Raw genomic sequence first — 25198 nt, 5'->3', positions numbered from 1 at the left:
CGTTTGACCGGTGAGGCGAGGAGGTGGCGGGATTGCCTGCCGACATCGAGGGCTACCGCGAGTACGTCGGGGCCCGGCTGGAGCCGCTGCGGCGCACGGCGTACCTGCTCTGCGGTGACTGGCACACGGCCGACGACCTGGTGTCGACGGCGCTGGTCAAGCTGCTGCGGCACTGGCGGCGGGTGTCCGCGATGGACAACCCGGACGCCTACGTCCGGCGGACCCTGCTGCGGGTCTGGCTGGACGAGCGGCGCCGGCCGTGGCGGCGTGAGGCCGCCTGGGCCGAGGTCCCGGACGCCCCCGCGCGGTCCGCGACCGAAGGTGCCGCCGACCGGCTGACCATCCTCGCCCTGCTGGCCGAGTTGCCGCCGCGCCGCCGCGCGGTCCTGGTGCTGCGCTACTTCTGCGACCTGTCCGTCGAGGAGACCGCCCGGGAACTCGGCTGCACCACCGGCACCGTCAAGAGCCAGTCGGCGCGGGCGATCGAGGCGCTGCGGGGCCGCCTCGTCGGTGCGCCGGCCCGAGCCCAGGAGGCAGGCACCGATGGATGAACTCTCCCGGCAGATGCGCACGGCGGTGGCCTCGCCGCCACCGACCCGGATCGACGTGGACCGGCTGATCGCCGACGACCGGCAGCGCCGCCGCCACCGGGCCTGGGCGCTGGCGGGCGCCGGGGCCGCCGTCGCGGTCGCGGCGGTCGCGGTGGCACCGGCGCTGCTCGCCCGTCCCGTCCCGCAACCGGGCGGCCTCACCCTGCCGCCGGCCGCCGCGGGCTCCGCCGAGCCGTCGCTCTGCCCGATCGCCGAGCCGTCGGCCAGCGGCCCGCCGGCGCCGCAGCAGTCGTACGACACGGTGCGGGAACGGTCGACCGAGCGCCCCGACGCCGGCGTGGCCCGGCTGACCCAGGCCCTGCGCCCGGCGCTGGCGGCCGTCGTGCCGGCGGGGTTGACGGTCGAGGGCACGATCCCGGGCTGCGACCGGGTCCAGTTCGTCTACGAGAAGAGCCACTGGAACTACTACGCCCACGTCCGGCTGGTCCGGGACGGCCAGACCGACAACCTGACGGTGAGGCTGATCCCGACGGCGGCCGACGAGCCCCGGGGGTGCGCAACTGCCCCCAGTGCCGGTGCCTGCACGAGCACCCGCCTGCCGGACGGCAGCACCCTGACCACCAGCATCTCCACCCCTGGCGACGAGGGTGCGGAGCAGCGCCGGGTGCTGGTGCAGCGGGTGGACGGCACGTCCGTGACGGTGACGACGGACAACTTCCGCGTCGTCGTCGAGCCGGACGGGACCCCGAGCGAAAAGTTCGGGCCGTCGCCGGTGCTCAGCGTGGCGCAGTTGACCGAGATCGCCACCACGCCCGGGCTGACGCTCTACCCCTGATCCGGCGGGTCCCGGTGCGCCGAGGGCGCCCACTGCTCGCCGAGCGGGAGGGGCCCCTCGACCCGGCCCGACGTGCCGCCGGGCGGGGCGGGCGGGTGACGGGGCGGCTCGTCCAGCGCCCGCAGTACGGGCAGCGGCGCGGCGACCAGCGCCGCCACCAGCAGCGCCCCGGCGAGCAGCAGGAAGGCCGGGCGCAGCCCGAGCCACTCCACCAACGGCCCGGCGAGCAGATAGCCCGCCGGGCCGGCGGCGTACGTGAAGGAGGTCATCACCCCGACCACCCGGCCGCGCAGCCGCTCCGGCGTGCGGGTCTGCATGGCGTAGTTGGCGAGCGGGTTGACCGGCCCGTACGCGAGCCCGATGACGGCGGCGAAGCCGAGCATGGCCGGGTACGGCGGCAACGCGGCGAGTCCGACCAGGGCCGCCCCGGTGACCACGAGGGCGACCACCATCAGGGTGCGCCGGCGGATCCGCCGTCCCGCCGTGCCGGAGGCGAGGGCCCCGACCACCGATCCGGCGCTCATCGCCATCAGGATCGCGCCGAGCCGGGCCGGTTCGCCCTGGGCGACGAACCACGCCGGCAGCAGCACGCCCTCGACCGGCAGGTAGAGCGCGACCAGCACCATCGTGATCAGTGCGATGGTCCGCAGCAGCCGGTCCCGCCAGACGAACCGCAGTCCCTCGGCGGTGCCGTGCCACAGGCCGGCCGGCGGGCGTTCCGGGCGGCCGGCCCCGGGCAGCCGGACGGCGGCGACCAGCGCGACGGCCAGCGCGAAACCGGCGGCGGTGACCCAGAGCGTCGAGCCCGGACCGATCGCGGCGATGAGCACGCCGCCGACCCCGGGCCCGATCAGGAAGGCGAGGCCCCAGACCGCCTCGTGCACCCCGTTGGCCCGTTCGATCCGCCACCCGGCGGCCTGCGCGGCGGCCGGCAGCAGCGTCTCGCGGGCGGTCAGCCCGGCCGGGTCGAAGACGGCCCCGAGTGCGGCCAGCGCCACGATCCAGCCGACGTTCAACCCGAGCAGGGCGTCCACCACCGGGATCGCGGCGACCGAGACGGCGGAGAGCGCGTCGGAGACCAGGGCCGTACGCCGCCGGCCGAGCAGGTCCACGACGGTGCCGGAGACGAGGCTGGACAGCAGCAGCGGCAGCGCGGTGGCTGCCGCGACCAGGCCGGCCGCGGTGGCGCTGCCGGTGCGCTCCAGCACCAGCCACGGCAGGGCCACGGTGGACACCCCGTTGCCGATGCCGGAGAGCAGCGTCGCCGCCTCGACCAGCAGCAGTGGCGTACGGCGGCGGGGTCCGGAGCTGATCATGGTGTTGTCAGCCTAGAGGCCGCCGACGGCGGTGCGTACCGGAAAACGGCCGAGCGGGAGGGAGCGCCGACGCCGACCGACCATGTCCGCAACCCGCCCGCCCCTCGGCCCGGCCCGACGTGCCGCCGGGGCAGCGGTCAGCCGTAGTAGCGGCGCAGCTCGCGGGTGAGCACCTTGCCGGTGGCGTTGCGGGGGAGGTACTTCACGAAGACGACGTCGCGGGGCACGGAGAAGCGGGCCAGGTAGTGCCGGACGTACTCGCGGACCGCCTCCGGGTCGAGCGTCTCGCCGGGGTGCAGGGCGAGGAACGCGGCGAGCCGTTGCCCGTACCCGGGGTCGGGTACGCCGATCACGGCGGTCTCCCGCACCTGCGGCAGCCGGGCGATCAGGTCCTCCACCTCGGAGGGGAAGACGTTCTCCCCGCCGGAGACGATCATGTCGTCCGCCCGGCCGTCGACGAAGAGCAGCCCGTCGGGGTCGAGCCGGCCCAGGTCGCCGGTGTCGAGCAGGCCGTCCCGGCGTTCCCGGCTGGCCCCGGAGGTGTAGCCCTCGAAGAGCATCTCGTTGCCGACGAAGATCCGGCCGACGCGACCGTCCGGCACCGGCTCACCGGCCGAGTCGAGGATCGCCAGTCGGGTGCCGTGCGGCCGGCGGCCGGCGGTGGTGGGGGCGGCGCGCAGGTCGGCGGGGTCGGCGATGGAGGCCCAGGAGACCTCGGTGGAGCCGTAGAGGTTGTAGAGCACGTCGCCGTAGACGTCCATGAACCGTGGCGCGAGGCCGCCGGGCAACGCGGAGCCGCTGACCGCGACCACCTTCAGCGGGGGCCGCGGCTCCGGCGGCGGCACCTCCAGCAGCCGCTGCACCATCACCGGTACGGCGAAGAGCGCGTCGCAGCGCTGCTCGACCAGGGCGGTCAGCGTGGCGGCCGGGTCGAAGCGGCGGTGCAGCACGACGGTGGCGCGCAGCGCGAAGGCCACCTGGAGGGCGGCGTACCCCCAGGTGTGGAAGAGCGGCGCGGCGATCATCACCCGGTCCCGGGTGTGCAGCGGGATGCGGTCGATGATCGAGACGAGCGGCCCGAAGCCGTTCGGCGTGGGGCGCCGGGCGCCCTTCGGGGCGCCGGTGGTGCCGGAGGTGAGCACGATGATCCGGCCGTCGCGCTCCGGCGGGCGCAGCTCGCCGGGGAGCGCGCCGACCACCAGCTCCTCCCGGGCGCGCTCGTCGAGCCGGTGCACCTCGGCGGGGATGCCGAGGAGCCGCTCGGCGAACTCGCTGTCGTGCACCAGCACCCGCAGCCGCTGCTCCTCCGCCACGGTGGCGAGCTGCGCGGCGGAGAGCCCGGTGTTGACGAGCACCGCGTCCGCGCCGAGCAGGATGGCGGCGACGACCGTCTCGATCAGCCCGTGGTGGTTGCGGCAGAGCACGCCGACCCGGTCCCCGGGCTGCACGCCGAACGCCGCCCGCGTCGCCCGGGCCAGCCGCTCGGCCCGGTCCAGCAGCTCGGCGTACGTCAGTTCGGCGCCCCGCTCGTCGACCACCGCCGCCCGGTCGGGGTCGCGGGCGGCGGCCTGGCGCAGCTCGCCGGCGAGGCTCCAGCCCCACTTGCGTAGCGCGCCGAGCTGGGCGGCGACGCGGATCGGGCGGCCGGGGGCGAGCAGCCCGCGCCGGGTCAGGGTGGCGACGACGAACGGCAGGTCCACGGAGCGGCCTCCTCGTGCGCTGCGCGGAGGGTCCTCGAATCAGCGGATCTGGATGCCGGAGACGGCCCGGGAGATGACCAGGCGCTGGATCTCCGAGGTGCCCTCGAAGATGGTGTAGATCTTGGCGTCCCGGTACCAGCGCTCGACCGGGTGGTCCCGCAGGAATCCGGCCCCGCCGAGCAGTTGCACGGCCTTCTCGGTCACGGAGACGGCCACCTCGCCGGCCTTCAGCTTGGACATCGAGCCCTCGCCCGCCGTGAAGGGCCGGTTGTTGCGGCCCATCCAGGAGGCCCGCCAGACGAGCAGCCGGGCCGCGTCGATCTCCGTCCTCATGTCGGCCAGCGCGAACGCGACCGCCTGGTTCTCGATGATGGGCCGGCCGAACTGGACCCGGTCCTTCGCGTAGTCCAGCGCGTACTCGTAGGCGGCCCGGGCCACGCCCAGCGCCTGCGCGCCGACCGTGGGCCGGGACAGCTCGAAGGTGCGCATCGCCGCCTGGCCGGAGGCGCGTCGGCCGGAGCGGGCCCGGTCGAGCCGTTCGCGCAGCGCGTCGCGGCCGCCGAGCAGGCAGCGCCCCGGAACGCGTACGTCGTCGAGGAAGACGTCGGCGGTGTGCGACGCGCGCAGGCCAAGCTTGCGCAACTTGCGGGTCGCGGTCAGCCCGGCGGTGCCCGGCGGTACGACGAACGCCGCCTGCCCCCGGGAACCGAGCGTCGGGTCGACCGAGGCGGTGACGACGTGCACCCCGGCGATCCCGCCGTTCGTGGCGTACGCCTTCTGCCCGCTCAGCACCCACTCGTCGGTGGCCTCGTCGTAGACCGCCCGGGTGCGCATCGCGCCGACGTCGGAGCCGGCCTCGGGCTCGCTGGTGCAGAACGCGGCGACGGCGGGCTCGTCGACGGTGCCGAAGCACTGCGGCACCCACTCCACCATCTGGTCCGGGGTGCCGGTGCCGTAGATGGCGGCCACCGCGAGGGAGGTGCCGAAGATGCCCAGCCCGATGCCGGCGTCACCCCAGAAGAGTTCCTCGCTGGCGATCGGGAGGGAGAGGCCGGTGGGGTCGGCCCAGCAGGTGGCGAGGAACTCGAAGCCGTACAGGCCGACCTTCGCCGCCTCCTGGATGATCGGCCAGGGAGTCTCCTCCCGGGCGTCCCACTCGGCCGCGGCCGGGCGCACGACCTCGGCGGCGAAGCCGTGCACCCAGTCGCGCAGATCCCGCTGTTCCTCGTTCAGGTCGAGCGAGAACTCGGCCATGTCAGGCCTTGGGGATGTCGAACAGGTTGGCGATGTTGGCGGCCAGGCCCAGGTCGCCCTTGGCCTTGAGCTTGCCGGTCATGAACATCATGACGGGGTTGGCCCCACCGGAGACGATCTTCAGGAACTCGACCGGGCCCATGGTGAGGCTCAGCTTCGGGTCGTGCTGCGCGGTCTCGTTGACCGTGCACGCGCCGTCGGCGATGACGACCTCGTAGGTGTCGGTGCCACCGTCGGGGCGGCCGGTGATGTTCCAGTGGATGACCGCGTTGGTCGAGCCCGCCCGGTCGGCGCGGAAGAGCTGCGGCATCCGGCCGAAGACCTCGCCCAGGATCTTGCCGCGCAGGTCGCCGGACATGACCTCGGCGATCTTGTCGTCCGGGGTGGACTTGACCAGCTGGGCGAACTCCTTGGGGCCGACGTTCGCGAAGTTGGCCGGGTCGAAGTCAGTCATGGGTCTGCACCTTCCGGGTATAGGCTACTCGTGCGTAACCCTACGCACGAGTAGGTATGCTCGCAAGGGTGTCCACCCCACCCACCTTCAAGCGCCTCCCGCGTGCCGTACGCGAGCAGCAGATGCTCGACGCGGCCGTGAAAGTGTTCTCCCGCAGGGGTTTCCACGCGGCCAGCATGGACGAGATCGCCGAGGACGCCGGCATCTCCAAGCCGATGGTCTACGCCTACCTCGGCACCAAGGAGGAGCTCTTCGTCGCCTGCCTGCACCGGGAGGGCGCCCGGATGATGCAGGCCATCGCCGGGGCGGCCGCCCCCGAGTTGTCGGCCGACGAGCGGCTCTGGCGCGGGCTACGGGCGTTCTTCGGTTTCGTCGGGGCGCACCGGGACGGCTGGGCGGTGCTCTACCGGCAGGCCCGGGGCGAGCAGCCGTTCGCCGGCGAGCTGGCGGGCATGCGCGCCCGGCTGGTCGAGGTGGTCGCCGGGATGCTCGGCCACGCGCTGAGCGCCGAGGGGCGCGAGGTGGGCGAGACCGACCTGGAGGTCGTCGCGTACGCCCTGGTGGGGGCGACCGAGTCGCTGGCCGACTGGCTCGCCGACCACCCGGAGGCGGACCCGGAGAAGACCGCGACGCGGATGATGAACGTCGCGTGGCTCGGCGCCGGCCAACTCCTGCGCGGCGCCACCTGGCGGCCGCCCACCGCCTGACCTTCCACCCGGGGAGACCGACCGACGGGCCCGCCGCCCTCGCGCGGTCCCCACGCCCGGCTGGTGCCGCATCTCGCCGACGCCGACGCCGACACCGCCGACGACGCCGACGACGCCGAAGGCCCGGCCGACGCCGACGATGCCCGGCCGCCGCCGACGACGGCCGGCCGACGACGCCGCCGACGAAGGCCCGGCCGGCGTCGGCGGCCGGGACGCGCCGGTGGGTCACCGTCGCAGCTCCGCCGGTTCCCGGGCGGGCGCGCCGACGGCCGCCCGGCGACGGCCCAGGAGCCAGCGGGTCAGCTCCACCACCAGGGTCACCGTCAGCGCGAGACCGAGCCCGAGCAGCAGCCCGCGGATCGGGTCCTGCTCGAAGGCGAGCCCGCCGAGGTAACCGACCAGCGCCGAGTAGACCCCCCACGAGCCGGCGGCGAGCGCGTCGAACGCGAGGAAGCGCCGCCGGGGGAAGCGCGTCGCCCCCATGGTCATCGTGACGGCGGTCCGGCCACCGGGGACGTACCGGGCGACGGTGAGGATCAGCCCGCCCCGCACGGCGATCCCGCGCCTCGCCCACTCGTAGGCGGCCCGTCGTCGGCCGCCGTCGGGCAGGCGGGCGAGGAGGGGTCCGCCGCCGTGCCGGCCGATGGCGTACGACACGTGGTCGCCGACCAGCGCGCCGGCCGCCGCGACCGCGATCACCGCCACCAGGTCGGGTTGCCCGGTCGCCGCGAACACGCCGGCGGTGATCACCGCCGTCTCGCTGGGCACCGCCGGGAAGAAGCCGTCGATCACCGCGATCGCGAAGAGCGCCAGGTAGACCCAGGGCGAGGACATCGTCTGGTGGAGCAGGTCGAGCACCGAATCCATGATCTCGATGCTGGTGCCGCCCGGCGGCCCTGCCATCGTCCGGTGGTCACCCGGTGCCTGCGACTTAAGTCGTGCCCGACCCGGAGAGGGATCCGGGTCGGGCACGACCGGCTTTCAGGGTCGGGCGCGGACCGGCGTCAGGGGTCGTGCGTCGACGCCTGCCACGGCGGCGGGGGCGAAGACCTCGCGTACGCGGTGATTCCACCCTGGACGGCGCCGAACTCGCGGCCCAGGTCTCCCGCAGCGACCGGCCGGCCGGCACCTCGCCCAGTTGATCAACCTGCACTGATTGCCGGATGCCGGAGCGGCACGGGCCGCGCGCACCCGGAGGCGGGTGGACGGCAACGGCCTCTGCCCGGCCTAGGCTCGGGGCGTGACCTCCCGAGCCGTCGCGCTCCGGCGCACCGTCGAGCGGTACGCGCCCGTGCTGCTCGCCGTCGTCGTCGCGGCGGGGGTCTGGGGGGCGGCGACCGGCTCGCTCGGGGTGCGCTCGCCGCTGCCCCCGGTGCTGGTCCTCGCCGTCGCCGTCCTCGCGGGCTGGGCCGCCGCGACGGTACGCGTACGGCGCTGGCCGCTGTTCGTGACGGCCGCCGTCACGTGGCTGCTCCTGGCGGCCTGGCCGGTGGTGGCCGTCGCCTCCTGGCAGGCCGGACTCCGGCTGCGGGACCGGCGGCGGCTCGCCGGCTTCCTCGCCGGTGCCGCCCTGGTGGCGGTGGCGGGCGTGGTGATCGGCGTCGTGGTGGGTGGCGACCGGCGGCTGACCACGGCCACGCCCGCCAACGCGCTGGCGATGTTCGCGTGGACGGTGCTGTTCCCGCTGGTCGTCGGGCTCTGGGTCCGGGCCCGCCGGGACACCCTGGCCGCCCTGCAAGACCGGGCCGAGCGGCTGGAGCGCGAGCAGGAGGCGCGGGCGGAGCGCGTCCGGGCCGAGGAGCGGGCCAGGATCGCCCGGGAGATGCACGACGTGGTGGCGCACCGGGTGTCGCTGATGGTGGTGCACGCCGGCGCGCTGGAGGTCACCGCCACCGATCCGGCGACCGTCGACACCGCGACCCTGATCCGGTCCACCGGACGGCAGGCCCTCACCGACCTGCGGGAGGTGCTCGGCGTGCTGCGCCAGCCCACGCCCGCCGGCGAGCCGGCCACCACCACCACCGCCGCCGGGCTGGCCGGCGTCGACGACCTGGTCCGGGAGTCCCGCGCCGCCGGGCAGCGGATCGACCGGCAGGACGAGGGGACGCCCCGGCCCGTTCCCGCCACCGTCGGCCGGACCGTGTACCGGGTGGTCCAGGAGGCGCTGACGAACGTCCGCAAGCACGCGCCGGGCGCGGACACCACCGTCCGGCTGCGGTACCTCCCGGGCGGGTTGGAGATCAGCGTCCGCACCGGCCCGTCGGCGGGCGGCCCAGCCCGGCCGGGTGCGGACGGTCGGCCGGTGGGCGGTGCGGCCCGGCCGGGTGCGGACGGTCGGCCGGCGGGCGGCCCAGCCCTGCCGGGAGCGGACGGTCGGCCGGCGGGCGGTTCGGTCCTGCCCGGAGCGGGACTCGGGCTGATCGGCCTCCGGGAGCGGGTGGAACTGCTGGGTGGGCGGCTGGAGGCCGGCCCCCGCGACGGCGGCTTCCTGGTCCGGGCGTTGATCCCGGTGGAGGAGGCGACATGATCCGGGTCCTGGTGGTCGACGACGAGCAGCTGGTCCGTGCCGGGCTGCGGCTGATCCTGGAGGCGGCACCCGACCTCACCGTGGTCGGCGAGGCGGCTGACGGCGCGGCGGCGCTGGCCGAGACCCGCCGGTTGCGTCCCGACGTGGTGCTGCTGGACGTCCGGATGCCGGGCACCGACGGGCTGACCGCCGCCCCGCAGGTGGTCGCCACCGGGGCGAAGGTCGTCATGCTGACCACCTTCGACCGAGACGAGTACGTGCACCGGGCGCTGCGGGCGGGCGCGGTCGGCTTTCTGCTGAAGGACACGCCACCCCGGGAACTCGCCGCCGCCGTGCGGACCGTGGCCGCCGGAAACGCCATGCTGGCCCCGACGGTCACCCGGCGGCTGATCGACTCCTTCGCCGAGCGCGGCCCGGCCCGGCGGGACGCCGCGCGGCAGCGGCTCGACCACCTCACGGACCGGGAGTTGGAGATCGTCCGGGAGGTGGGCCGGGGGTTGGGCAACGCCGACATCGCCCGCCGGCTGACGATGAGCGAGGCGACGGTCAAGACGCACGTGAGCAGGGCCCTCGCGAAGCTCCAGCTCGCCAACCGGGTGCAGCTCGCGATCCTGGTCCACGACGCCGACCTCCTCTGACGGCCCGGCCACGACGCCGCCGCCTGCCCGGGTTGGCGTCCTCGGCGCCTGTCCGGCCACGGCGTCGCCGCCGCCTGCCCCGCCACGGCGTCGCCGCCGCCTGCCCCGCCACGGCGTCGCCGCCGCCTGCCCGGCCACGGCGTCGCCGCCGCCCGCCCCGCCACGACGTCCGGTCGTCCCGGTGCCCGGTGTCTCGTTCCCGGCCACGACGGGACGAAGGGTCCGCCGTCCCGGCTCCCGCACCGGTGGAACGTCATGGTTGTCTCCCGCCCGCCGTGACAGCCATGTTGTTCCACTCGTCGGCCGCGCCGTGATGGAACAGCCCGTCGATAGGCGGCGGCGAGCGGTGGGCGCGGCGGCGAGCGGCGAGCGCGGCGGCGGCGCGCGGGCCCGGACGGACGTGGGTGGGCCAGAGGTGGGTGGGGCGCGGGAGCGGGTCAGTGGGGGGTGCGGCGGCGGGCGCGGTGGCGAAGCCAGCGGACGGACTCCAGCACCAGCGTCACCGCCACCGACATGCCCACCGCGGCCAGGATGCCTCTGACCGGGTCGCGTTCGAAGGCCAGCCCGCCGAAGTAGCCGAGCAGGGCGGAGTAGAGCGCCCAGCTCACCGCCGCGATCGAGTCGAACAGCAGGAACGAGCGGAGCGGGTAGCGGACCGCGCCCATGGTGAGGGTCACCGCCGTGCGACCGCCCGGGATGTACCGGGCGGTGGTGAGGATCAGCCCGCCGCGCCGGTGCACCGCCTGGCGGGCCCACTCCGAACCGGCCCGCCGCCGACTGTCCTCGGGAAACCGGGCGAGCCGGTGCGCGCCGCCGCCGCGCCCGATGGCGTACGAGATGTGGTCGCCGACGCAGGCGCCGAATGCGGCGGCGACGATCACCGCCACCAGGTTGGGGCTGCCGTCGGTGGCGAGTACGGCGGCGGTGATCACGGCGGTCTCGCCGGGCACCGCGGGGAAGAACGCGTCGACCGCGGTGAGCCCGAACAGCAGCAGGTACACCCACGGGGAGCTGACCAGCTGCCGGAGCAGGTCGAGCGCGGACTCCATGCCCCCATGCTGGCCGGGCACGGCGCGCCGGGTGGCCGAGTCGCCGGATCACCCCGCTCGACGACGCATTCAAGATCCGTGAGCGGCGGCCCGCTCACCCGCCGCCGGCCGCGATCACCGCGTCAGGCGGTGGCGACCAGGGCCGGCGGGGCGAGCAGCGGGCCGTGTGGGACCTTGTCCCCGGCGGTGGGGCCGTGCGAGGTGAGCACCACCGGGGTGGCCAGTTCCCGGGCCACCGCCGACGGCCAGTCGACGGGCGTTTCGTCGTACACGGGGCGGGAGCGCAGCAGGCGGGCGGTGAGCGCGGACTGCCGGTCCAGGTCGCCGGGCGGGCCCGGGGTGAGCCGGTCGGTGGAGTCGTAGCGGCGGCAGATCCGCAGCCCGGGGCCGGCGAGGTCGAGGTGGGTCAACGCCAGGCCGTCGACGCCTCCGGCCGCGGCGAGGGCGTACCGGTGGGCGACCGCGTCGAAGTGGCCGAACCGGAACCGGCCCTGCCACGGGTTCGTCGGGTTGTGCGGGTCGGTCCACGGCAGGGCCGGGTCCTCGGTCACCAGCGGCCCCGGCCCGTGCCGGGTGGTGGTCACGCGCAGCACCCCGAGCCGCGTCGCCGTGCCCGCCTGGCCCGCCTCGGCGAGCAGGCTGTCGGCGTTGGCGAACGTGGTGGTGCTCCACGTCGTGTACGGGTGGAAGCCGTGCCACTCGTCGAGCAGCACCCCCTGCGCGCCCTCGAAGACGCACGTCCCGGCGCGCAGCGCCCCGGCCAGCCAGCCCCGGTCCACGATCGCCACCAGCCCGGCGAACCCGGTGAACGCGGGCAGGCAGTCCTCGACGGGCGGCGCGTCCAGCGGCCCCAGCTCGGCGGTCAGCCGGTCCCGCAGGGCGGTCAGCCGGCGGCGCAGCAGCGCCGGGGTGCGGCAGTCGGCCACCCGGGGCGCCTCGTCGGGGTGGGCGAGACCGTACGCGACGGCCTCGCCCACCCCCAGCCCGCAGGAGCCGTGCCGGTCGGCTCCCCGGGCGATCTCCCGGGCCCGGTTGGCGGCCCGGTGGTACGGGGTGGCGAGCAGCGCCTCCCCGTCCACGGTCAGCCGGTCGAGCGCGTCGGGCACCCCGACCGAGGCGAGGTGGTCGGCCTCGGCGGCCAGCGCCAGCGGGTCCACCACCACGTGCCGGGACAGGTGCGTACGCACCCCGGGGTGGAAGGTGCCCGCGCCGAACTGGGCGAAGGTGTGGTGCCGCCCGTCGCGCAGCACCACGTTGTGCGCCGCCTGCGCGCCCCCGTTGAAGCGGACCACGGTGTGCACGGGCCGGGTGGCGCAGAGCCAGTCCACGACCGTGCCCTTGCCGGCGTCGCCGTAGCCGAGGTCGGCCACCGTCACGTGTCTCACAGCCGGGTGACCCCGCCGTCGGTGTCCCGGAAGGCCGGCAGCGCCGACACCTCGGCGCGCCGCCCCCGGCCGAGCCGGGCCAGCGCCTTCGACACCGTCCCGGTGGCGCCCGAACCGGCCCGGTCGAGGTCGCGCAGGCCCTCGTCCAGGTCGATGGCCTGCTCGCCGAGGCCGATGGTGAGCGCGATGGTCTCGCAGACCGCGTCGAGGTCGTCCAGCACGACGGCGTTCTGCCCGAGCAGGCCCCGCCAGAAGTCGAGCACCTTGGCGTTGCCGGCGTAGTGGCTGCCGGCGGGGAGGAGATAGTAGGTGTCCCAGCGGCGGGTCACCTCGTCGACCACCTGCCGCAGCGGCACGTCCTCGCCCAGGTCGTCGCCGATCAGGCGGGCCACCTCCCGGGCCTTCACCTGCGGGTAGGCCAGCTCGTCGCCGATGATGAACAGGTAGCCGCGTCGGCCGCGCTTCTCCCAGCAGTCGGTGACGGTGTGCCGGGCCATGAAGTACATGGCGAGCTCGTACGACTCGGTCATCTGCCCGCCGCCACCGCCCTCCAGCACGATCCGGCCGAGGTCGTCGTCCATCCGGTTGTCCGACTCGAACTGGCCGACCTGCAACGGCACCCGGTCGCAGGTGGCGTCGCCGATCGCGCCGAACATGATCTGCGGGTCGCGGGCGTAGCCCTGCCGCTGGAGCAGCCCGAGCAGCTGCGGCAGCTTGGTCTGGAGGACGCGCGGCACGTTGCGCATCGAGCCGGTCACGTCGAACAGCACGGCGATGGCCGTCGACTGCGGGTGCTCGGCGGAGTCGCGGCTCTCCCGCGTCGCGTCGCGGGGGTCGAGCGCGGGGTGCACCGTGCGCGCCCCGCTGTCGCTGTAGGAGAACGCGCTCTTGCCGGTGGCCCGGCGGTAGCGGTCGGCGGCGTCGTACACGTCGGTGGACCAGGTTCCACTGCCCATGGCAGCCTCCTCAGGGGTTCAGGGTGAAGGGTCGGAAGGTGCGCCGCCCGTAGAGCCGGTCCAGCACCTCGTCGAGTTCGCGGAGCAGGCGCCAGGCGTCGCCGGGCCGGGCATTCAGGGCGGGCCGCAGGCAGCCCCGGGCGAAGGCGAGCAGCTCGCGCGGCGCGCGCGGGCCCATCAGCCAGGTCATGCAGCGGGTGGCCATCGCGATGTCGGTGCCCGGCCCGCACGGGCGCTTCGCGACGACCTCGGCCGGATACCAGTCCTCGTGGCCGGGCACGAGCGCCGGGACGGTGCCGCCGTCGACGACGGAGAAGCACCAGTCGACCAGCACCACGCCGTGCCCGTCGGGCTCGATCAGCACGTGCGGCGGCAGCACCGCGCCGTGCACCACGCCCGCCCGGTGGGCCAGGCCGAGCGCGACCAGCAGTCGCCGCCACATCCAGGCCGCGTCCCGGGCGTCCAGCCCGTCCGGGTACGCGCGCCGCACCTCGGTGAGGTCGTGCAGGCCGGGCGCGGTGGCGAGCACGGTGATCCGCCGCTCGGCGCCGGTGTCGGGGTCCCGGTGCCGGAACTCCTCCACCAGCCGGGGCACGTAGGGCAGGTAGCGCGGGTCGCCGCGTTCGGCGAGGGCGCGCAGGGCGTGCGCCTCCCGCGCCATCAGGTCGTTGTCGGTGGGCCGCCGGGGCAGCTTGAGCAGCCGGTCCGCCCCGACGTCGTAGAGGTCGGCCAGGTCGCCGGAGTGCGCCGGCGCGCCGATGCGGTAGCCGCCGAGGACGGTGACCCGCCGGGCTCGCCAGCGGGTGGTGACCCGGACGAACGCGTCGGTGGCCTCGGCGCGTACGGCCGAATCGGCGGGCACCCGGTCGGGGTGCAGGGCCGCGACCAGCTCGCGGTAGCGCCGGGCCGGCTCGTCGGCGCCGAACAGGTCGGCGTCGGTGCGGGCCGCCGCGACCAGGCGGATCGCCTCGGCGGTCCTCACCGCACCGTCTCCTCGCGGGCGGGGCGCAGCAGCGCCGGGTGCAGCAGCCGGGCGTCGCCGGCCCGGTAGAGCTTGGCGCGGGGGCCGCCCCGGGCCCCGCCGCGCTCGGTGCTGGCGCCGGTGCTCTCCACGAAGCCCGGTACCGAGAGCACCTTGCGGTGGAAGTTGCCGGCGTGCAGCGGGTGCCCCCAGACCGTCTCGTAGACGGCGCGCAGCTCGCTGATGGTGAACTCGGGGGCGAGGAAGCGGGTGGCGAGCGGGGTGTATTCCAGCTTGGACCGGGCCCGCTCCAGCCCGTCGGCGATGATCCGGTCGTGGTCGAAGGCGAGCTGCCGGCTGCTCAGGGCGGTCACCGGCAGCCAGACCGCCTCGTCGGCGTCGGTGCCGGCGGCCGCGTCCGGCAGGTCGGGCGCGAACGCGAGGTGGGCGACCGAGACGACGCGCATCCGCGGGTCGCGGTCGACGCCGCCGTAGCTGGCCAACTGCTCCAGGTGTACGCGACGCAGCCCCTCGCCGCCGAGCCCGGTCTCCTCGGCCAGCTCCCGCCGGGCGCCGGCGGTCAGGTCCTCGTCGGGGCGGACGAAGCCGCCGGGCAGCGCCCAGTGCCCCGCGAAGGGCGGCTCGCCGCGCCGGATGAGCAGCAGGTGGAGCGCGCCGTCGCGGATGGTCAGCGCCACCACGTCGACGGTGACCGCGACCGCCGGATAGGCCCGGGGGTCGTACGCGGCCAGGAAGTCCTGCTCGTCCACGGCGTCCCTCTCATCTTGAGAACATCTCGATGTGAGAACAACCTAGCGCATGTGATCGCCCCTGCCAACCCCCGGGCGGTGCGGGGGTCGGCAGGGGCGATCAGCGCACGAGGCCCACCAGGTGCGGGCGACCGCGTAGGTCGTGCAGGGCGAACCCGCCGCCCGGCAGCAGGCCGAAGCTCACCGTGCTCGGCAGCGGCACCGGCAGCTTGAACGCCACCTCGACGGTGTAGGCGTCCGGCAGCCGGTTCTCCAGCGCCGCCAGGCACCGCGCCTTGCTCCACATCCCGTGCGCGATGGGCCGGGGGAAGCCGAACAGCCGGGCCGCCAGTCGGGAGGTGTGGATCGGGTTGTGGTCGCCGGAGACCCGCGCGTAGTGCGTACCGACGCGGGGGTCGACCCGCCAGTGGGCCGAGCCGGCCGGCGCCGGAGGTCGCTCGCCCCGGTCGCGCCCTCCGTCGCCGCCGGGCCTGCGCTCCCGGCCGAGGTACGTCGAGACGCCGCGCCAGACCTCCTCCCCGCCGACCGAGCCGACCAGCACCACGTCGACCTGCCGCCCCCGGTCGTGCGGGCGCAGGTTTTCCGCGTACGTGGTGAAGTCGAGGGTCTCGTCGGCCGTGACCGGGCGGTGCACGGTGATCCGGTTACCCACGTGCACCACGCCGGTCAGCGGGATCGGGAACCCCGGAGCGGTCATCAGGCGCAGGGTCAGCGGGAAGCCCATGACGTGCGGAAACGTGGCGGGCAGCCGGTCGGTCAGCCGGAACCCGCAGACCCGGTCGTAGTCCGCCAGGTGCGCCCGGTCGACGGCGACCCCGCCGACGGCCAGCTCGGCCGCCGGGGCGCCGGCCGCCGCCGGTCGCCCGCCGAGGCCGGGCAGCGCGCCGAGCAGCGCCCGCCGGTAGAGCGCCCCGGCCGCCGGCATCCGGGCCAGCTCGACGCGCTCCCGGGCGACCGCCCCGGCGTGCCCGGCCAGGTCCTGCGTCGCCTCGACCGAGGAGGCGCGCCCGGAGAGGTCGTGCGTCTCCGCCAGGCTCAGGTCGTGGTCGGCCGGCCCCGGCCGGCGGATCGCGGCCAGCGTCTCCTCCGACAGCCGCTCCGTGGGGCCGTCGATCAGCTCGTGCACCGACAGGTCGTCGGCCGGGCCCTCCGCCGGTTCCCTCCGCCCGGCCATCACGCCCCCAGCAGGCTCTGGCCGCAGACCCGGACGACGTTGCCGCTGACCGCGCCGGAGGCCGGCCACGCCAGCCAGCCGATGGTCTCGGCGACGTCCACCGGCAGCCCGCCCTGGGACATGCTGTTCATCCGCCGGCCCGCCTCGCGCAGCATCAGCGGGATGCGCGCGGTCAGCCGGGTCTCGATGAACCCGGGAGCGACGGCGTTCACGCTGATCTGCCGTTCGCGCAGGACGGGGGCGAGCGAGTCGACCAGCCCGATCACGCCCGCCTTGCTGGTGGCGTAGTTGGTCTGGCCCCGGTTGCCGGCGATGCCGGCGATGGAGGAGACGGAGACGATCCGGCCGCCGGCCGGGATCAGCTCCCGCTCCAGCAGCACGTCGTTGATCCGCTCCTGGCTGGAGAGGTTGACGTCGAGCACGGAGTCCCAGCGGTCTGCGTCCATCCGGCCGAGGGTCTTGTCCCGGGTGATGCCGGCGTTGTGCACGACCACGTCGACCCGCCCGTGCCGGCCGGCGAGGTGCTCCGCGAGCCGGTTCGGGGCGTCGGGAGCGGTGAGGTCGAGCTGGACGGCCGTTCCGCCGATCTCGTTGGCGACCGCTGCCAGCGCGTCCCCGGCCGCCGGGATGTCCAGCGCGACGACGCGCGCGCCGTCGCGGGCCAGCACCCGGGCCAGCGCCGCGCCGATGCCCCGGGCCGCCCCGGTGACCAGGACGACCTGCCCGTCCAGCGGGCGGTCCCAGTCGGTCGGCGGCTCGGCCCTGCCGGCGCCGACCCGGACCACCTGCCCGGAGACGTACGCGGACCGGCCGGAGAGCAGGAACCGGAGGGTGGCCTCCAGGCTGGTCGACGTGCCGGCGTCGGGCTCCTTCGTGACGTACACGAGCTGGGCGGTGACACCCCGGCCGAACTCCTTGCCGATGCTGCGGGTCAGCCCCTCCAGGGCCCGCTGGGCGGTGGCCTCCCGGGGCGAGCCGCCCTCGGCGGGCGGGGTGCCGAGCACGACCACCCGGCCGCTGGGCAGCACCGAGCGGGCGTGCGGGTGGAAGAAGTCGTACAGCTGGCGCAGCTCGGTGGAGTCGGTAATGCCGGTCGCGTCGAAGACCAGGGCGGCGAAGCGCCCGGTGGGCTCCACGGCGGCGGGGTCCCGCAGCTCGACCCCGGCGGCGGTCAGGATCTTGCCGACCTGCTCGGCGAGCCGACCCCCGGTCGCGGCACCGAGCAGGACGGGCCCGGGGGCGAGGGGGTCGCCGGGGGTGTGCCGGCGCAGTCGCGGCGGGTCGGGCAGCCCGAGGCGCTTGACCAGCGCGCGACCGGCCCCCGATCGGACGAAGCTCGCGTACCTGTCGGTCATAGGCGTAGCCTACTGGCGAGTAGGTTGAGGGCAAGCCCTTCGAGGAGGCGGGATCGTGCAGAGCATCCGGCGGGTGGCGGTCATCGGCGGCAACCGCATCCCCTTCGCCCGGTCCAACTCGCGGTACGCGAGCGCGTCCAACGCGGACATGCTGGGCGCGGCGCTGGACGGGCTGGTCGCCCGGTTCGGCCTGGCCGGCCAGCGGGTCGGCGAGGTGGTCGCCGGCGCGGTGCTCAAGCACGCCAAGGACTTCAACCTGACCCGCGAGGTGGTGCTCGGCTCGAAGCTCGACCCGCACACCCCCGCCTACGACATCCAGCAGGCCTGCGGCACCGGGCTGGAGGCCGCCATCCTGGTCGCCAACAAGATCGCCCTCGGGCAGATCGACGTCGGCATCGCCGGCGGCGTGGACACCACCTCCGACGCCCCGCTCGCGGTCAACGAGGACATGCGCCGCACGCTGCTCAGGCTGAACAGCGCCCGCACCCTCGGCGAGCGGCTGAGGGTCGCCGCGAAGCTGCGCCCCACCCAGCCGTTCCGGCCGGAGATCCCGCGCAACGCCGAGCCGCGTACCGGGCTGTCGATGGGGGAGCACGCCGCCCGCACGGCGCTGCGCTGGCAGGTCGACCGGCAGGCGCAGGACGAGCTGGCGCTGCGCTCGCACCAGCGGCTCGCCGCCGCGTACGACCGGGGGTTCTTCGACGACCTGCTGACGCCCTATCTCGGGCTCACCCGTGACCAGAACCTGCGCGCGGACACCAGCCCGGAGAAGCTCGCGTCGCTGCGGCCGGTCTTCGGCGCGAAGGGCCCGGACGCCGAGCGGGCGACGATGACGGCCGGCAACTCGTCGCCGCTGACCGACGGCGCCTCCACGGTGCTGCTGGCCAGCGAGGAGTGGGCCAGCGAGCACCACCTGCCCGTGCTGGCCTGGTTCTCCTGGTCGGAGACCGCCGCCGTCGACTTCGTGCACGGCGACGAGGGGCTGCTGATGGCCCCCGCGTACGCGGTGCCCCGGATGCTGGCCCGGGCCGGGCTGACGCTCCAGGACTTCGACTTCTACGAGATCCACGAGGCGTTCGCCTCGCAGGTGTTGGCCACCCTGGCCGCCTGGGAGTCGCCCGAGTTCTGCAAGGACCGGCTCGGGCTGGACGCCCCCCTCGGCGCGATCGACCGGGAGAGGCTGAACGTCAACGGCTCCTCGCTGGCCGCCGGGCACCCGTTCGCGGCGACGGGCGGCCGGATCGTGGCGACCCTGGCGAAGCTGCTCGCCGAGAAGGGGAGCGGGCGGGGACTGATCTCGATCTGCGCGGCCGGCGGCCAGGGCGTGACGGCGATCCTGGAGCGCTGAGCGCCCGCCCCGCCGGGGTGGACGCTGTGCGGCGCGCGCCGCCGGCCGGCGTGACTGTGCAGATCCGCACCTGGACGCGGTGCCGGTCCGGTGGCCTAACCTGAGTCGCCCTCGTTCCGCTGTCGACCGGAGGATCCCGCCGGTGTCTGCCAACCCGACGTCCGTGTCCGACCCCGAGGCCCACCCCGCGCCGCCCTTCCCGGCCCCGTTCGGCCCGGCGCCGTCCGGGGGCGTCGGGATCGGCCGGACGGCCCAGGTGGTCACCGGGCTGGTGCTGCTCGTGCCGGCGGCCGTCGCCCTGCTCTGGTCGTACGTGCTCCCGTCGGTCAGCACGCTGGTGGAGAGCTTCCGGCGGGGCAACGGGCTGGGCGGGCCGACCGAGTCCGCCGGCGGCGACAACTACGCGCAGGCGATCGAGCGGGGGTTCCTCGGCGACCTGGGCCACGCGCTGCTCCTCGCCCTCGTGCCGCTGCTGCTCGCGCTGCTCGTCGCCCCGCTGCTCGCGCTCGCCGCACAGCGTGCCGGCCGGGTGCCCCGCCTGGTGACCCGGGCGCTGCTGGCCCTGCCGCTGGCCGCCTACGCCCCGCTCGCCGTGGGGGTGGCGTGGACGATGGACCGGTTCGAGGCCGACCGGGACGCCTGGACGCAGGCGCCCACGCTGACCGCCGTACGCGCCGTGGCGCTGCTGACGGCCGGGCTGGTGGTCGGGGTCGGTGCCACCGTCTTCCTCGCCGCGCTGCGCCGTGGCCCCGGCGGCGGCCGCTCCGGCCCGGCGGTCCTGGCCGTCGGCGGCGTGCTCGGGCTGGCCGTCGTCGCGGTGACCGTACAGTCCTGGTCCCTCCAGTGGCCCGTCCTCGGCGGGCGGGAAGACCAGGTCGCCCCCCTGGTGCGGATCGTCCGGGAGAGCGTGGCCTGGCTCCAGTTCGGCGTCGGCGCCGCAGGCAACGTGCTGCTGCTCGCCCTGCTGGCGGTGCTCGGCATCCTCGCGGTCGTCCTGCTCCTGGTCACCCGGACGAGGATCGCCTTCACCGGGTGGCGCGACCGCCCGGCCGGTGCCCCGACAGGCGCTCCGACGGGCGTCCCGGCCGGTGTGCGCAACCCGGTCGCGCTCGGCCTGCTGGCGGTGGGGCTGCTGGCGTTCCTCGGCGTACTCGCCTACGTGCTGGCGCCGTGGCTGCGGGCGCTCACCGCCGAGGCGGCGCTCCTGCCCTCCGGCGTCTCCACCGGCCAGGTCCAGGTCAACACCTGGCTGCCGCCGCTGATCCCGGCGGTGGTCGGGGTGGGCGTCGCCGCCCTGGCCGGCTTCGGCATCGGCGGCCTGCGCCCACTGGGCCGGGCCAGTGAGCTGCTCCTGCTGCCGTTCGCGCCCTGGCTCTTCGTCGGCGACGGTCCGCTCGCCATCGCCCATTTCGTCCGGGCCCGGGAGGCCGACCAGCTCAACACCTTCGTCGGGCTGATCCCGCCGGGCTGGCTCTGCATTCCCGCGCTCGTGGTGTTCACCCTGCTCTTCCGGGGCCAGCGGGAACGCTGGGAGGCCGGTGGCGGGTTCGGGTCGAGCATGCTCCTGCCCGCCCTGCCGATGCTGGCCGGCGCCGGGCTGCTGAGCTGGCTGGTCGGCGCGCAGAGTTGGCTGTGGCCGCAACTGGTCGTCGCGGACGTCCGGCACGCGCCGGCGGCGAACCTGGTCCTCCTGCGGCTCGCGGAGTCCTTCGGCGACCCGGAGGCCACGCGGGGCCTCGTCGCCCAGGTGCTGCCGCTGCCGATGCTGCTGTTGTTCCTGGCCGCGTTCGTGGCGTTGCAGCTGCTCTACCTGGACCGGCTCGTGATCGGGGCGGGACCGTCGACGGGGGACGGGCCCCGCTGATCCCGGGGCGGTGGCGGGCCCTGACGGGCCGTCCCGCACCTTCGTCCTCAGGGCGGTCGGTCGACCGGTCGCCGCGACGCGCGGCATGCCGGGGCGACGACGCTCCGCCCACCCCGCCCTGCCGAGAGCCGTGGCACGTCGCGGGTCTTCGGCGAAGGCCCGCGAGAGGGGCGTGCAAGACTGAGGTACGTGACGACGATCCCCAACGTGCTCGCCAACCGGTACGCCTCGCCCGAGCTGGTCGCCCTCTGGTCACCGGAGCAGAAGGTCCGGATGGAACGGCAGCTCTGGCTCGCCGTGCTCCGGGCGCAGCGGGACCTCGGCGTGCCCGTCCCGGACGGCGTGGTCGAGGCGTACGAGCGGGTGCTCGACCAGGTCGACCTCGCCTCGATCGCCGAGCGGGAGCGGGTCACCCGGCACGACGTGAAGGCCCGGATCGAGGAGTTCAGCGCGCTCGCCGGGCACGAGCACGTGCACAAGGGGATGACCTCCCGCGACCTCACGGAGAACGTCGAGCAACTCCAGGTGCGGGCCTCGCTGGAGCTGGTCCGGGACCGGGTGGTCGCCACCCTGGCCCGGCTGTCCCGGTTGGCCGTCGAGCACTCGGGCCTCGTCATGACCGGCCGCTCGCACAACGTCGCCGCGCAGGCCACCACGCTCGGGAAGCGCTTCGCGTCGGCCGCGGAGGAGCTGCTGATCGCGTACGAGCGGCTGGACGACCTGATCAACTGGTACCCGCTGCGCGGCATCAAGGGCCCGGTGGGCACCGCCGCCGACCAGTTGGACCTCTTCGACGGCGACGCCGACAAGGTGGCCGAGCTGGAGCGCCGGGTGGCCGAGCACCTCGGCTTCTCCCGGGTGCTCGACAGCGTCGGCCAGGTCTACCCGCGCTCGATCGACCTGGCGGTGCTCTCCGCGTTGGCGCAGATCGCCGCCGCGCCGTCCTCGCTGGCCACGACGATCCGGCTGATGGTGGGCCAGGAGCTGGCGACCGAGGGCTTCAAGCCGGGCCAGGTCGGCTCCAGCGCCATGCCGCACAAGATGAACACCCGGTCCAGCGAGCGGGTCAACGGCTTCGCGGTGATCATCCGGGGCTACCTGTCGATGGTCGGCGAACTGGCCGGCGACCAGTGGAACGAGGGGGACGTCTCCTGCTCGGTGGTCCGCCGGGTCGCGCTGCCGGACGCGTTCTTCGCCGCCGACGGGCTGTTCCAGACGTTCCTCACCGTGCTGGACGAGTTCGGCGCGTACCCGGCGGTGGTCAACCGGGAGCTGGAGCGCTTCCTGCCGTTCCTGGCCACCACCAAGATCCTGGTGGCGGCGGTCCGGCGCGGCGTCGGGCGCGAGGTCGCCCACGAGGTGATCAAGGAGCACGCGGTCGCCGTCGCGCTCGCCATGCGCGAGAAGGGCGCCCCCGAGAACGACCTCTTCGACCGCCTCGCGGCGGACGGCCGCCTGGGCCTGACCCGGGGCGAGATCGACGCGCTCGTCGCCGACCGCACCGCCTTCGTCGGCGCCGCCCCGGCCCAGGTCGAGGCGGTCACCCGCCGAGTAGCCGCCGTGGTCGAAGCCCACCCCAAGGCCGCCACCTACACCCCACCCCCCATCCTCTAACCCCCCACCCCCACCGCCCGCGTTGATCATGAAGTTGTTGCCTCGACACGCCGAACGGGCGGGCAACAACTTCATGATCAAGGGGCCCAAGGGGCGGGAGGGTCAGGAGTCGCGGGTGGGGGTTTCGGCCGCGGTGCGGAGGGTGGGGGCGCTCGCCGGCTCGGCGATGCCGCCCGGGGAGTCGGCGAAGGCGGGGTCGTGGGCGGTCTCCGCGGCGACCAGCGGCTGGTCGGGCGGCATGACGTCGGGCACCTTGGGCACCACGATCACCGCCGTGCCGTACGCGCAGATCTCCATCCACATCTCGCCGCAGTCGCGGCTGTCGAAGCGCATGCCCACCACGGCGTTCGCGCCGAGGCGGCGGGCCTCCTCGCCGAGCCGGGCCACCGAGTCGGTACGCCACCGGGTCAGGTTGTCCGGCGCCATCGGGTCGTACGCGCCGCCGCGCAGGTTCTTGACCCCCTCGCGGTACGGGTTCCGCGTCCTGGCCATCGACGACACCACTTCGCCGAGGATCTGGCGGATCTCGTACCCGGGTAGTTGCTCCGTCGTCACGACCAGCACGTTTCCGATGCTGTCAGGGCGACCCCGCACCCGATCGCGAGCCTTGTTCACCTGATCGGATGCTGCAAAACGGCGCGGCGCGGACGGCCGGCGCGTGGCCGCCCATCCGCGCCGTCCGGGCGCTAACCGTCAGACACCGGCCACCGAGGTGATCCAGGCCCGGTTGTACGCGACACTGCCGTAGTTCTGGATGCTGTAGCCGTCGGCGGTCGAGGCGACGCCGACCTGGCGGCCGTTGTAGAACTGCGGGCCGCCCGAGTCGCCCCGCCACGCGTTGCCGTTGATCCGCGTGCTCCGGATCGCCTGGCCGCCGTACGCGTCGGTGGCGCTGTTGCTGGTCACCTGGACGCTCGCGGTCTTCAGTTGGCTGGAGGCGGAGCAGCCGCTGTAGCAGGTCATGCCCCAGCCGTAGATCGAGTTGGTGGAGCCGATCGGCGGGTTGCTGGTGGCCAGCGTGACGTACGAGGTGCTCACCGAGCTGGACAGGCGCATCAGGGCCAGGTCGTAGCGGCTGTAGGTGGCGCTCACCGTGCGGGTGACCCCGCCGGAGGAGCGGTAGACGCTGCCGACCCGGACGGACATGCTGCCGCCGAGGCAGTGCCGGGCGGTGAGCACCCACTCCGGCGCGATGATCGTGCCGGAACAGGTGAACGATCCGTTGCTGAACACCGCGGCGGCCCACGGGGCGGACGAGACGGTCCCGCCACCGATGATGGGCTGCGGGCCCGCCGGGGCGGCGAGGGCGCCGGAGCTGGCGCCGAGCAGGCCGGCCGCTGCGGTGGCCAGCACCGCGATCATGGATCGGATGCGCATGGGGGCTCCTTCGGGGATGGGCCCGGGGTCACCGGGTCGAGCTGTCGGCCGGCGGTCGGGGTGGCCGGCGGCCGGGCACGTCCGATCGACGTACGACGATGTACGGTAGGGCTCCTGAGATGTCGTTCACAAGAGTTTCATCGACTTCCGTCTATGTGATCGCCGGTCGGCCGGTCGGTGGCGGCGGGCGTCCCGGCGGCCGGAGTGGGGCGAAACGGGCTGGTCGGCAACGGAAACGCATCGGGATCGCAACGAACCCGTATCGGTCCGCGGCCTCCGCGCCGGGAATGCCGATCACTGCCTGAACTGCGTCCGGCCGGTGCGTCCAGGGCCGTATCTGCCAGGTAGGCTGGCTGCGCTCGCCCGTTGTGGGTAGGCACCCAACTGCGTACACAGTCAGGAGTGCCCAGTGCCTCGCGTCGTCGTCGACGTCATGCTCAAGCCCGAGATCCTCGATCCGCAGGGCCAGGCCGTCGCAAACGCGCTGCCCCGGCTCGGCGTCAGCGACGTCGCCTCGGTTCGGATCGGCAGGCGGATCGAGATCGAGTTCACCGGTGAACCGGACCTGGACCGGGCCCGGGAGATCGCCGACAAACTGCTCGCCAACCCGGTCATCGAGGACTTCACCGTCCGCCTGGTCGAGGCCGACGAGACCGCGGACGCCCGCTCGTGACCGCCCGGGTCGGTGTGGTCACGTTCCCCGGCTCGCTGGACGACGGGGACGCGGCCCGGGCCGTCCGCATCGCGGGCGCCGAACCGGTCCGTCTCTGGCACGGTGACCCGCGGCTGCACGGGGTGGACGCCGTCGTCCTGCCCGGCGGCTTCTCCTACGGCGACTACCTGCGCTGCGGGGCCATCGCCCGGTTCGCCCCGGTGATGGAGACGATCGTGGACGCGGCCCGGGCCGGCCTGCCGGTGCTCGGCATCTGCAACGGCTTCCAGATCCTCTGCGAGGCCCACCTGCTGCCCGGGGCCCTCACCCGCAACCAGCACCTGCACTTCCGCAACCGGGACCAGGTCCTGCGCATCGAGTCGGTCGGCACCGCGTGGACGAACGCGTTCCAGCCCGGCCAGGAGGTGCTGATCCCGGTCAAGAACGGCGAGGGCTGCTACGTCGCCGACACCGCGACGCTCGACCAGCTCGAAGCCGAGGGTCGGGTGGTCGCCCGCTACGTCGGCGGCAACCCCAACGGGTCGCAGCGCGACATCGCCGCGATCACGAACCCCGCCGGCAACGTGGTCGGCATCATGCCGCACCCCGAGCACGCCGTGGAGGCGCTCACCGGCCCCTCCCTGGACGGCCTCGGCTTCTTCACCTCGGTGCTCAAGCACCTGGTGGGGGCGCCAGCGTGAGCGCGAGGAG

Annotated in this window: 23 protein-coding genes and 1 pseudogene; 10 read left to right on the top strand and 14 right to left on the bottom strand. The window is 74.8% G+C overall.

From position 1 onward, the window contains the following. Window positions 1-32 precede the first annotated feature (32 nt). The gene (locus ABZ793_RS00740) at window positions 33-551 is read left to right on the top strand and encodes a SigE family RNA polymerase sigma factor (protein ID WP_357449805.1); all 519 of its coding nucleotides are present in this window, start codon (window positions 33-35) and stop codon (window positions 549-551) included. Beyond that, the gene (locus ABZ793_RS00735; RefSeq protein ID WP_357449802.1) at window positions 544-1386 is read left to right on the top strand and encodes a hypothetical protein; all 843 of its coding nucleotides are present in this window, start codon (window positions 544-546) and stop codon (window positions 1384-1386) included. The genes ABZ793_RS00740 and ABZ793_RS00735 overlap by 8 nt, the downstream gene beginning before the upstream one ends. On the opposite strand, the gene ABZ793_RS00730 is transcribed toward ABZ793_RS00735, so the two are convergent. From ABZ793_RS00730 to ABZ793_RS00715, 4 genes are all read right to left on the bottom strand, one after another. Then, window positions 1377-2702 (bottom strand): MFS transporter, encoded by a 1326-nt coding sequence (locus tag ABZ793_RS00730; protein ID WP_357449798.1) that lies wholly within the window; start codon window positions 2700-2702, stop codon window positions 1377-1379. The genes ABZ793_RS00735 and ABZ793_RS00730 overlap by 10 nt on opposite strands. A 137-nt stretch (window positions 2703-2839) precedes the next feature. After that, entirely contained in the window at window positions 2840-4402 is a 1563-nt protein-coding gene (locus ABZ793_RS00725; RefSeq protein WP_357449795.1) for an AMP-binding protein, read from the bottom strand. 39 nt (window positions 4403-4441) lie between these two features. Next, a complete protein-coding gene (locus ABZ793_RS00720; protein ID WP_357449792.1) occupies window positions 4442-5656 on the bottom strand; it encodes an acyl-CoA dehydrogenase family protein in 1215 nt (404 codons plus the stop codon). A gap of 1 nt (window position 5657) precedes the next feature. Continuing rightward, window positions 5658-6110 (bottom strand): SCP2 sterol-binding domain-containing protein, encoded by a 453-nt coding sequence (locus ABZ793_RS00715; protein ID WP_357449789.1) that lies wholly within the window; start codon window positions 6108-6110, stop codon window positions 5658-5660. A 68-nt stretch (window positions 6111-6178) separates the two neighbouring features. Here ABZ793_RS00715 and ABZ793_RS00710 point away from each other — a divergent pair, with 68 nt between their 5' ends. Next, the gene (locus ABZ793_RS00710; RefSeq protein ID WP_357449786.1) at window positions 6179-6817 is read left to right on the top strand and encodes a TetR/AcrR family transcriptional regulator; all 639 of its coding nucleotides are present in this window, start codon (window positions 6179-6181) and stop codon (window positions 6815-6817) included. Window positions 6818-7042: 225 nt separating this feature from the next. Here the strand turns inward: ABZ793_RS00710 and ABZ793_RS00705 are convergent, their stop codons facing one another. Then, a complete protein-coding gene (locus ABZ793_RS00705; protein ID WP_357450594.1) occupies window positions 7043-7684 on the bottom strand; it encodes a DedA family protein in 642 nt (213 codons plus the stop codon). 373 nt (window positions 7685-8057) lie between these two features. On the opposite strand from ABZ793_RS00705, the gene ABZ793_RS00700 reads away from it, so the two are divergent. Together ABZ793_RS00700 and ABZ793_RS00695 are read left to right on the top strand one after the other, a co-directional pair. Further along, complete coding sequence (locus ABZ793_RS00700; protein ID WP_357449783.1) at window positions 8058-9344, top strand: histidine kinase; 1287 nt, start codon at window positions 8058-8060, stop codon at window positions 9342-9344. Then, window positions 9341-9982: a response regulator transcription factor gene (locus tag ABZ793_RS00695; RefSeq protein WP_357449780.1), complete on the top strand. Its 642-nt coding sequence runs from the start codon at window positions 9341-9343 to the stop codon at window positions 9980-9982. Before ABZ793_RS00700 ends, ABZ793_RS00695 begins: the two co-directional genes overlap by 4 nt. Window positions 9983-10419: 437 nt before the next feature. Here the strand turns inward: ABZ793_RS00695 and ABZ793_RS00690 are convergent, their stop codons facing one another. The 7 genes from ABZ793_RS00690 to ABZ793_RS00660 form a co-directional block, all read right to left on the bottom strand. Further along, window positions 10420-11031 (bottom strand): DedA family protein, encoded by a 612-nt coding sequence (locus tag ABZ793_RS00690; protein WP_357449777.1) that lies wholly within the window; start codon window positions 11029-11031, stop codon window positions 10420-10422. Window positions 11032-11153: 122 nt separating this feature from the next. Beyond that, window positions 11154-12416 (bottom strand): adenylosuccinate synthetase, encoded by a 1263-nt coding sequence (locus ABZ793_RS00685; protein ID WP_357449774.1) that lies wholly within the window; start codon window positions 12414-12416, stop codon window positions 11154-11156. Then, window positions 12413-13372 carry a hypothetical protein gene (locus tag ABZ793_RS00680; RefSeq protein WP_357449771.1) on the bottom strand — a complete coding sequence of 320 codons (960 nt, stop codon included), beginning with the start codon at window positions 13370-13372 and terminating at the stop codon, window positions 12413-12415. The genes ABZ793_RS00685 and ABZ793_RS00680 overlap by 4 nt, the downstream gene beginning before the upstream one ends. Before the next feature lie 10 nt (window positions 13373-13382). Beyond that, window positions 13383-14354, bottom strand: coding sequence for a serine/threonine protein kinase (locus ABZ793_RS00675; RefSeq protein ID WP_357449768.1), 972 nt, complete (start codon window positions 14352-14354; stop codon window positions 13383-13385). Further along, on the bottom strand, window positions 14351-15103 hold the full coding sequence (locus ABZ793_RS00670; RefSeq protein WP_357449765.1) for an NUDIX domain-containing protein: 753 nt from the start codon (window positions 15101-15103) through the stop codon (window positions 14351-14353). The genes ABZ793_RS00675 and ABZ793_RS00670 overlap by 4 nt, the downstream gene beginning before the upstream one ends. 100 nt (window positions 15104-15203) lie before the next feature. Next, window positions 15204-16277 carry a MaoC/PaaZ C-terminal domain-containing protein gene (locus tag ABZ793_RS00665; protein WP_357449762.1) on the bottom strand — a complete coding sequence of 358 codons (1074 nt, stop codon included), beginning with the start codon at window positions 16275-16277 and terminating at the stop codon, window positions 15204-15206. Beyond that, window positions 16277-17632, bottom strand: a complete 1356-nt coding sequence (locus ABZ793_RS00660; RefSeq protein WP_357449759.1) for a 3-oxoacyl-ACP reductase — start codon at window positions 17630-17632, stop codon at window positions 16277-16279. Before ABZ793_RS00660 ends, ABZ793_RS00665 begins: the two co-directional genes overlap by 1 nt. Window positions 17633-17687: 55 nt before the next feature. Between ABZ793_RS00660 and ABZ793_RS00655 the strand changes: the two genes are divergently transcribed. The 3 genes from ABZ793_RS00655 to purB all read left to right on the top strand — a co-directional run bounded on the left by ABZ793_RS00655 (window position 17688) and on the right by purB (window position 22458). Beyond that, the gene (locus ABZ793_RS00655; RefSeq protein ID WP_357449756.1) at window positions 17688-18980 is read left to right on the top strand and encodes an acetyl-CoA C-acetyltransferase; all 1293 of its coding nucleotides are present in this window, start codon (window positions 17688-17690) and stop codon (window positions 18978-18980) included. Between the two features lie 142 nt (window positions 18981-19122). After that, the gene (locus ABZ793_RS00650) at window positions 19123-20844 is read left to right on the top strand and encodes a sugar ABC transporter permease (protein WP_357449753.1); all 1722 of its coding nucleotides are present in this window, start codon (window positions 19123-19125) and stop codon (window positions 20842-20844) included. A 189-nt stretch (window positions 20845-21033) separates the two neighbouring features. Next, a complete protein-coding gene (gene purB, locus ABZ793_RS00645; RefSeq protein ID WP_357449750.1) occupies window positions 21034-22458 on the top strand; it encodes an adenylosuccinate lyase in 1425 nt (474 codons plus the stop codon). A gap of 102 nt (window positions 22459-22560) precedes the next feature. Here the strand turns inward: purB and ABZ793_RS00640 are convergent. Further along, window positions 22561-23128: pseudogene (locus ABZ793_RS00640) on the bottom strand (YbjQ family protein). A gap of 23 nt (window positions 23129-23151) precedes the next feature. Next, complete coding sequence (locus tag ABZ793_RS00635) at window positions 23152-23835, bottom strand: trypsin-like serine protease (protein ID WP_357449747.1); 684 nt, start codon at window positions 23833-23835, stop codon at window positions 23152-23154. A 409-nt stretch (window positions 23836-24244) separates the two neighbouring features. Between ABZ793_RS00635 and purS the strand changes: the two genes are divergently transcribed. Together purS and purQ are read left to right on the top strand one after the other, a co-directional pair. Next, window positions 24245-24508, top strand: coding sequence for a phosphoribosylformylglycinamidine synthase subunit PurS (purS, locus tag ABZ793_RS00630; protein ID WP_030332194.1), 264 nt, complete (start codon window positions 24245-24247; stop codon window positions 24506-24508). Continuing rightward, window positions 24505-25188: a phosphoribosylformylglycinamidine synthase subunit PurQ gene (purQ, locus tag ABZ793_RS00625; RefSeq protein ID WP_357449744.1), complete on the top strand. Its 684-nt coding sequence runs from the start codon at window positions 24505-24507 to the stop codon at window positions 25186-25188. Before purS ends, purQ begins: the two co-directional genes overlap by 4 nt. Window positions 25189-25198: the final 10 nt, after the last annotated feature.

The sequence above is a fragment of the Micromonospora sp. NPDC047465 genome, assembly GCF_040643125.1.
Lineage (GTDB): Bacteria > Actinomycetota > Actinomycetes > Mycobacteriales > Micromonosporaceae > Micromonospora.
The sequence above is the reverse complement of the archived record's forward strand: the minus strand, read 5'-3'. Positions and strand labels throughout refer to the sequence as shown.

Coding starts and splice junctions, on each gene's coding strand:
- ABZ793_RS00690 (WP_357449777.1), bottom strand. CDS start 11,031: ATGGAGTCCGCGCTCGACCTGCTCCGGCAGCTGGTCAGCTCCCCGTGG.
- ABZ793_RS00720 (WP_357449792.1), bottom strand. CDS start 5,656: ATGGCCGAGTTCTCGCTCGACCTGAACGAGGAACAGCGGGATCTGCGC.
- ABZ793_RS00635 (WP_357449747.1), bottom strand. CDS start 23,835: ATGCGCATCCGATCCATGATCGCGGTGCTGGCCACCGCAGCGGCCGGC.
- ABZ793_RS00660 (WP_357449759.1), bottom strand. CDS start 17,632: ATGACCGACAGGTACGCGAGCTTCGTCCGATCGGGGGCCGGTCGCGCG.
- ABZ793_RS00665 (WP_357449762.1), bottom strand. CDS start 16,277: ATGGCCGGGCGGAGGGAACCGGCGGAGGGCCCGGCCGACGACCTGTCG.
- ABZ793_RS00695 (WP_357449780.1), top strand. CDS start 9,341: ATGATCCGGGTCCTGGTGGTCGACGACGAGCAGCTGGTCCGTGCCGGG.
- ABZ793_RS00730 (WP_357449798.1), bottom strand. CDS start 2,702: ATGATCAGCTCCGGACCCCGCCGCCGTACGCCACTGCTGCTGGTCGAG.
- ABZ793_RS00735 (WP_357449802.1), top strand. CDS start 544: ATGGATGAACTCTCCCGGCAGATGCGCACGGCGGTGGCCTCGCCGCCA.
- ABZ793_RS00705 (WP_357450594.1), bottom strand. CDS start 7,684: ATGGATTCGGTGCTCGACCTGCTCCACCAGACGATGTCCTCGCCCTGG.
- ABZ793_RS00680 (WP_357449771.1), bottom strand. CDS start 13,372: ATGGGCAGTGGAACCTGGTCCACCGACGTGTACGACGCCGCCGACCGC.
- ABZ793_RS00715 (WP_357449789.1), bottom strand. CDS start 6,110: ATGACTGACTTCGACCCGGCCAACTTCGCGAACGTCGGCCCCAAGGAG.